The following is a 6,461-nucleotide window of genomic DNA, read 5'->3' on the forward strand; positions in this document are numbered from 1 at the left end:
GGCGGGGGCGGCGCTGTGCGGTCGTACCACCGGCGCTTCGGGCGTTTCCGGCGCTTCGGAGAATGCCGGGAAGTTGCTTTCAGGTAAAAGCAGTTGATCTGTGGCCGATCCAACTACCCCTGAGTCGAGTCATGTTGCAACCATTTCGCAGGCAACTCTAGTCTCTTGACGTCAAGGCAGTAGCGCGAGTCGACGCGGTACCCGATCCCGAGGAGGGAACGATGGCAGGCAACGGCCAGCAGTCCAATGAACAGGCGACCCGCAACGGCATCCAGGCGCTCGAGGCCGCCTTCAGCGGCATCCTGAAGTCGAAGCAGGACGTCGACAACACCCGCGCCACGCTCTCCAGCGGCTACCAGGGCAGCGACGGCGGCCAGTTCGGCTCGCTGCTGAAGCAGTGGGACGACCAGGCCACCAGCATCCTGCGGAGTCTTGAGGACATGGTCGACAAGCTCAACCAGAGCCTGAGCCAGCACGGCAAGACGCAGGGTTCGTCCAACGAGTCGATCAACGCGGCCTATTCGCAGTCGCAGGCCGCCTTCGACCAGCTCGCGGGCTGACCCGCCGACCTGCTGACCGGTCCGTAACCCGTTCAAGCCCCACATCCCCCCAGCGCAGAAGAGGTTCCCATGGGTGACATGACAGACGGTTACATCTACGTCGACTACAACCACATGAACAACGCCGCCGACGACATGGTCCAGCAGACCAAGGCGATCGCGAACACCCTTGCGTCGCTGGAGTCCGAGCTCAACGAACTGGTGAAGTCCTGGTACGGCGAGGACGCCAGCATGTACCGCCAGAAGCAGCAGGCGTGGGACGCGGCGGTCAAGAACATGGAGACCCTGCTCACCTCGCACTCCACGCTGCTGACGGACATCTCCGACAGCTACCGCTACAGCGAGAACTCGCTCTCCCAGCTCTGGTCCGAAGTCCAGATAGGCCGCTGACGCCGGACGAACCGGGCGGACGGCCACCGGGACCGTAGCCCGTCCGGTTCCACCGCCGTCCCCGACAACCCAGCAGGAGGAAGCCATGGCGGATCTGACCCGTCTGGACGCGACGTCACTGGGCACGTTCAGGACGCACGCCCTGGCCGAGTTCATCACCGATCTCAAGGCCATCATGAAGGACGACACGAACGGTGTGCGCTCGGTGCACAGCGTCGTCAAGGGCCTTGTGCCGGCTGAGCACTTCGGGGAGAACGCCGTACTGGGCATCGGTCTCATGGGGGCCGACGACGTCACCTACGGCAAGACCCTGGTGTCATCGGTCCTGTCGGCCGCGACGTCGATCGACACCATTCTCGACGCCCAGGGCGACCTCTTCGACGACATCGACGACAACCTCGAAACCACCATCCGCACACTGCTGAAGACCCAGGGCACCACCCTGGAAGGCATCAACGGCGAGCAGTTGCTGGACATCTGGTCGGACATCGACGGCGATCTGTCCGGGGGCGAGGACGACTGATCCGGGCGGCCCCGCGCCACCCCACGCCGCACGTCCCCTCTCCCCCCATCTCACCCCGCGGAGCCCGCCATGCCGGCCAAGCACGACCCCGACGACACCTGGGGCCAGGCAGTCACCCTCCTCACCGGCTACGCCGTACCCAGCCGGAAGACGCTCTTCGACACTCTGAGCAGCAAGGATCACATCCCGCTGATGCGCGGCGGTCTGGAGATCCTCGTCTCGACCGAGCTGACCGCGAACAACTTCACGGCCCTGGTCGGCTGGCACACCCAGGAGGGCGAGGACTACGACCTGGCGTTCGTCGACGCCGGCGGTGACGGCAAGCACGACTACGGCACCCTCTACCAGGCCACCCTGGTCTTCATCGGCGTACCGGTGGACGGGAACGGTCGGGCCCGGCTGCTGGACGCGGGCGAGTCGATGGGCGGCGGCAAGTTCACCGGCAGCCAGGGCGACGAGTGGGACTTCACCCCGCTCGGGCAGTACGCGGGGGGCTCCAGGGCCGCGCTGCAGAAACTGCTCAACGACGGGACCACCCGCGGCTTCTCCTACAACGGCTACGACGTGCAGAACGCCGAGGCCGTGGACGCCAACTCCTTCGAACGCACGGGGCTCGCCTTCGACCGGACGATGACGTTCTTCAAGACCCACGCCACGACGCTGGCCCAGTGGGAGACCTCGCTCGGTGAGGAGAACGCGGCGTGGCGGGGCCAGGCGGCGGGCCTGTTCTGGCATCTCGTCCACCAGCTCCGCACGAACTACGACGACTACGTGGACCAGCTCGGCGGCACCGCCTTCACCGCGTCGCAGAACTTCAGCAGCGGCCACGCCCCGCAGTCGAAGCTCAGCGAGGCACTGGCCAAGGCCCAGCTGGCCCTGCGGACCGCGGCGACGGATCTCAACACCGCGTGGACCACCTGGGCGAGCGACGGGCGGCACGACCCGCACCGCATCCTGATGGAGATCCTCGACAAGGTCTCCGTGTGGGTGCTGGAGAACAACATCAAGCAGACCACCGTGTACGCGGACGAGTCGACCTACTCCTACCGGACCAGCGACAACTTCAAGCAGAATCACCCCACTTACGGAAACCTCAAGGACTACCCCGGGGCCTGGAAGAAGATGGCCGACGACGCCGTCAGCGTCTGGGACAAGCATGTGCAGGACGTACTGGTCACCGCGGCGAGTACGGCGCTGACCAACCTCAAGACGGCGTGGAGCGATCTGGAGGACGCCTTCGAGGAGCTGGAGACCAAGGACACCTCCACGCTCACCGAGCAGTACGAGGAGGACCGGCGCGACATCCTCGAAGAGCAGGCGAACCAGAACCAGCAGAACCTCAACAACTCGCTCAACAACCTCGGCCAGAACCTGAACAACCTGGGGGCCGGGCTCGGGGACGGCCTGAACAATCTGGGCGACAACCTGGGCAACAGTCTCAACGGGCTGGGCGACGGACTCGGGAACAGTCTCAACAACCTGGGTGACGGACTGGGCGACAGCCTGGGCGGCCTGGGGGACGGGCTAAACGGTCTGGGTGACGGACTGGGCAACAGCATCAACGGTCTCGGGGACGGCCTGAACGGCCTCGGGGACGGCCTCGGGAACAGCCTCGGCAACCTGGGCGACGGTCTCGGGGACGGTACGGGGCTGGGCACCGGCCTGGGTACGGGTCTGGGCCCCGGCCTCAATCTCGGCGGTGGCGACGACGGCAACGACGCCACCAAGGGGTCCACGCTCACCAACCCGGACGGCAGCACCACCACCCTCAACCCCGACGGCACGCTGACCACCCGCTACCCCGACGGCACCACCCAGCTCCTGGACCCCGAGACCGGCATCATCACCACGACCGCCCCCGACGGCACGGTCACCACCGGCGACCTGACCGTCCCCGGCGGGCACACCAACCCCGACGGCAGCACCACCACCCTCAACCCCGACGGGACCCTCACCACTCGGTTCCCCGACGGCACCGTCACCACCATCGATCCGGACACGGGCAAGCTGACCACGACCAACCCCGACGGTTCGGTCGATACGGGCAACATCGGCACGAGCGGCCTCGGCGACGGGCTCGGCGACCTCGACCTGACCAGCCCCACCGTCATCCCCCCGACCACCAGCAGCAGTTCCCTCGACGGTCTGAGCAACCTGGGCAGCCTGGGCGACGGCCTGACCGGTGCCGGCAGTGGCCTCGGCTCGTCCCTCGGCGGCGGCTCGGGGCTCGGCTCCAGCAGCCTGCTGGGCACCTCCGGCAGTTACGACAGCGGCGACTACGCCAACTACGACGACGGCGAGGACAGCACGAGCGACCTGCTGTCGGGCGGCGCCCTGGGCGCCCCGCTCACCGTGGGCTCGGACGGTTCGGCGGACAGCTCGGGGTCGGCGGGCTCCGGCGGGACACCCCTGTTCCCCGGCATGGGCGGTATGGGGGGCATGGGCGGCGGTGCCGGTGGTGGTGGGGGCGGCAACGGCTCCTCGGAACGGGTCCGCAACGTCCTCACCGAACCCGGCGGGAGCGGCGGCAGGCGCGGCGGCCGGTCCGGGAGCCGCACGGGCGCCAGGGAGGACGAGGACCTGGCCGTCGCCCGGGGGCGCGGCACGTCCACGAGTTCCGGCTCCGCCTATCCGGTGGGCGGCCCCGGGGGCGCCGGGCAGGGCAACCGGTCGACCGAGAGCGGCAACCGCGACCGGCAGAGCTGGATGGCCGAGCCAGAGGACGAGGACGTGTGGGGCACCGACGAGGGCGGCGCGCCCGCCGTGATCGGACGGTGAGCGCGCTGGGCGTGCTCAGGGTGCTGCGGAAGCTGAGCGAGATGAGACGGGCGAGCGGGGAGGCAGGGGCATGAGCGACATGCGGGAGACGATCGAGCAGCGGCTCGCCCGGGCCGTCGCCGATCTGGAGACGACCCGGACCGAGGTGGCACGGGCGGAGCGCGAACTCGCCGACGCCAGCGCCACCGTACGTTCCCCCGACCGCGCGGTGCAGGTCACCGTCAGTGCGCAGGGCGATCTGACCGAGCTGAAGTTCCTGGACGGCAAGTACCGCACCATGTCCGCCACCCAGCTGGCGGCCAGCGTCCTGGAGGCGGCCCAGGAGGCCCGCGCGGTGATGGCGCGCCGAGTGATGGACACGTTCGAGCCGTTCACCCGGCCCAGCGACGCGGTGCCCGAGATGACCGGGGTCAACGTCGACTGGCAGAAGATCTTCGGCCCGGGGGTGCTCGACGGCCCCCGGGGCGGTGAGGGCCGTTCGTCGTCCAGCCGACTGCGGGACGAGATCAACGAGGACATGGAGGACTGATCGGTCATGGCCGAGGGAAACGCGTACTACGCCGAGCCGGACAGGCTGGCGGCGGGTGTCCGGCAGATCAACGCGATCAGCTCGCTCGCCCACGAGATGCTCCGTGACTTCACGACCACCGTGAACGACACGCGCGGCTGGCCGGGCAGGGACGACAGCTTCGCGCAGGAAGTGATCCCGGCGGAGCTGAAGGAGCGTGAGACGGCCGTCCAGACCGGGTCGTCCCTGGTCGACGCGGTGGTGAGCGTCGCCGACGGCACCATGAGCAACCTGTCGAACATCCGCAGTACCCAGATGGGTGTCATGGACTCGATCAACTCCGCGGGCAGCCGCGGCGGAAGGCACTGACACTGCCATGAGCATCATGGTCTCGCCCGAGCTCAACAACCTGCTCTTCGTGCTCATCGGCGAGAAGATGCTCCAGGCGGACGAGGACCTCGCGTACGCCAGCCACAAGCCCTACAAACGGCTCGGCAAGAACGTCCGCAGCCTCTCCGACCTGATCGAGGAGTCCGTCAGGGGCGTCGGCACCGCGCTGCCGCCCCAGGTCGGGCAGCAGTACGTGCGGGCCATGCGGCTGTTCGTGGACAACGGCGGTACGAACTATCTGCGGGAGTTCGCCAGGCAGTTGGACGACGTCGGCAACGGCCGAGTGAAGACCTCCATGGACATCATGGAGTCGAAGTGGCAGATCATCGCCGAACTGGTGCGACTGCTCATCGAGTTGGCCATCATCACGGCGCTGTCCTTCTTCACCGGCGGTTCGTCGGCCAGTCAGATCGCCACGGCGAAGGCCCGCAGCCGTGTCTCCATCCTGACCACTCTGGACCAGTTGCTCAAGCGCACCCATGTGCTGCCGAGTCTGTCGGAGGCGTTCGACGAGGCGTTCCAGACGTTCGTGGTCCGGCTCGCGATGATGACGATGGCCCCGGAGGGCCGCCGTCCGGACGGCTTCGACTGGAACCAGATCATCCAGGACGGTGTCTTCGGCGCCTTCACCGGCATGTTCCACGGGGCGTTCGACTCGATCACCAAGAACCTTGGCAAGAACCTCAAGAACTGGCTGGACGGCCCCGGGACCAACCCCTTCGGCAAGTCGAACACCAAGAACATCACCGACGACATCACCTCGAAGTTCAACAATCCGCCGAAGCCGTCCCTGGGCGACAGGTTCGGCCGGGGCGTCGGCGGCGGCGCGAACGAGTTCGTGGTGGCCGGCGGTGCGGAGGCGGTCGCGGAGATCTTCGTCAACGGGATCTTCAACGGTAAGTGGGAAGGGAGTTGGGAGACCTTCGTCGGCGCGGGCATGAGCTCCGTGGTCACCTCGGCGCTGTTCTCCGGGGCGTCGTCCCTCGGCGGCAAGTTCGGCTCCAACTTCGACTTCGGCAGTGTGAACGTGCTGCCGGTCACCGGGGACGGCGAGGGTACGGGCAAGGGCGGCAGGGGCGGTAGCGGCGACTCCGACAGCGGCGCCACCAGGGGTATCGGGGCCGACGGCGGGAACGGCACCGGGTCCGTGAACCTGGCGAACGGTGATTTCTCCGGTGCGGAGGGCATCGGCGGTGTCGTCGGTTCGGGAGGCGTCGGGGCTCTCGGCGGTGTGGGGACGGTGTCCACCACGTCCTCGGGTTCCACTGCCACACCGTCCACCGGAAGCAGCGGCTCCTCCTCCCCCGGCGGT

At 67.8% G+C, this 6,461-nt stretch carries 7 protein-coding genes; all 7 read left to right on the forward strand.

Annotated features, from left to right (window positions below):
• The first annotated feature begins 221 nt into the window (after positions 1-221).
• Positions 222-560, forward strand: a complete 339-nt coding sequence (locus STRTUCAR8_RS00130) for a hypothetical protein (protein WP_006373312.1) — start codon at positions 222-224, stop codon at positions 558-560.
• Between the two features lie 69 nt (positions 561-629).
• Positions 630-950, forward strand: a complete 321-nt coding sequence (locus tag STRTUCAR8_RS00135; RefSeq protein WP_006373314.1) for a WXG100 family type VII secretion target — start codon at positions 630-632, stop codon at positions 948-950.
• Positions 951-1,035: 85 nt separating this feature from the next.
• A complete protein-coding gene (locus tag STRTUCAR8_RS00140) occupies positions 1,036-1,473 on the forward strand; it encodes a type VII secretion system-associated protein (protein WP_006373309.1) in 438 nt (145 codons plus the stop codon).
• Positions 1,474-1,542: 69 nt separating this feature from the next.
• A complete protein-coding gene (locus STRTUCAR8_RS00145) occupies positions 1,543-4,251 on the forward strand; it encodes an AAWKG family protein (RefSeq protein ID WP_006373311.1) in 2,709 nt (902 codons plus the stop codon).
• A 70-nt stretch (positions 4,252-4,321) separates the two neighbouring features.
• Positions 4,322-4,780 (forward strand): YbaB/EbfC family nucleoid-associated protein, encoded by a 459-nt coding sequence (locus STRTUCAR8_RS00150; protein ID WP_006373308.1) that lies wholly within the window; start codon positions 4,322-4,324, stop codon positions 4,778-4,780.
• A gap of 6 nt (positions 4,781-4,786) precedes the next feature.
• On the forward strand, positions 4,787-5,128 hold the full coding sequence (locus STRTUCAR8_RS00155; RefSeq protein ID WP_006373313.1) for a hypothetical protein: 342 nt from the start codon (positions 4,787-4,789) through the stop codon (positions 5,126-5,128).
• Positions 5,129-5,135: 7 nt separating this feature from the next.
• Positions 5,136-6,461 (forward strand): WXG100-like domain-containing protein (locus STRTUCAR8_RS00160; RefSeq protein WP_044471371.1); only part of this gene is annotated, 1,326 nt, incomplete at its 3' end.

This window comes from Streptomyces turgidiscabies Car8 (genome assembly GCF_000331005.1).
Lineage (GTDB): Bacteria > Actinomycetota > Actinomycetes > Streptomycetales > Streptomycetaceae > Streptomyces > Streptomyces turgidiscabies.